The organism is Hydrogenivirga sp. 128-5-R1-1, assembly GCF_000171895.1.
Genome location: NZ_ABHJ01000369.1, coordinates 1 through 1,419 on the forward strand (window position 1 = coordinate 1; position 1,419 = coordinate 1,419).

Here is a 1,419-nt window from a genome sequence, read left to right on the forward strand (position 1 = left end):
CATGCACCTATCAAAACAAGTTTATGTAAAATACTGTTGTGTTTGTCTTTATCTATTTTTATGTGTGATACTTCCTTAATATGAGTAAGTAAACTTACTGCCAAATCTTTATCAGGTATTTCTTGATGGCATGACATACAAACTCCTCTTCTATCAAGCTTGCTTCTTTCCTCGTTATTTAAAGGTCTTGAAAGTTTTAAGTGATGTCCTACTGTTTGAAGTTGTTTTCCATCTTCCGTAATAATTTTTGACCAGTCGTATTTTAAGTTTGGAATAGAGTTAATCTGTGTTTTAAATATTTTAGGTATTACTTTTCCATCTGCTGTCATTAAATCAACTATATAAGGTTTACTTGGGTCCTCATAATCATCTCCTTCATCTATGCCGTATCCCATTGCTTTAGGATTTGTATGACAGCTTTCACATTTTCTTGCCTCTTTTGTTATAGTATGGGGCTGAACAGGAGACATATCTATTGCAAGCTGTCCTTCTTTTCCTGCTCCTTCTACATTTGGGATTTTAAAAATGTGGTTCAAAAGAAGTGGTTTTCCATCTTTTCCAATAACTGTTACTGTAGTTTGACAACCGGGAATTGCCGGAGAAATTCTACCTTCTCCATTTTGAACAAGTATAGGGTCTTCCCATCTTAAATAACTTCTTGTTTCTTTTATTTTTCCTTCTACCATATGCTTTTCAAAAGCTTTTTTATCTCCAAATATTACCGCCCTTGCATCAGCAGTGAGACCATGTTCATCAACATCATGCCCCATAGCTACCCAGTCAGGATGTTTTTCACCTTTTGAGTAATCTATTTTTATATGACATCCGTAGCACTGGGGAGCCCATTTTGCGTGGCAGGCATAACATTCCATTCTTTGCATGTGGGCTTTCACATGAACCATTGCAACCATGGCTTCTGTATTTAGTTTTCCTTCTTCAACTAAAAGCTTTAAAGGCTCAAGCTCTAAATCTTTTCCTCCGGCTGTATGAACTATTACTTTATTCCCTCTTTTAACAACATTTCCAAATGGATTTCCCCTTGCAGTTAATAAATATCCATCTTCAGCTGGATAAACAGTACCTTTTTTCATAAAATCAAGTAGTTTTTTAACTACACCTCTTGGTTTTCCTTGTGCAGGTTTTTCTGAATACTCATCACCGTATCCAAGTGGAAGTTCCCAGGGATATTTATCAGGTGTTCCATGACAGTCCTGACATTCAACTTCAACAGGTGCAAGGGTCGTTCCAACTAAATTTCCATCACCGTGAACATCTAAAGATGTATGGCAGTCCTGACAAAGCATTCCTTTTTTCATATGAATATCTGCGTGAAGATGAAGATAATGTTTTGTGTGAAGTTTTGGTTGGTCTGACCCATCGTCTTGAAATGGGGAACTGTAAGCTGTTTCCATTAACCCT

1 pseudogene is annotated in these 1,419 nt (G+C 36.6%); it reads right to left on the reverse strand.

From position 1 onward, the window contains the following. Positions 1-1,316: pseudogene (locus HG1285_RS01560) on the reverse strand (cytochrome C); the annotation flags it as partial. Between the last annotated feature and the right edge of the window lie 103 nt (positions 1,317-1,419).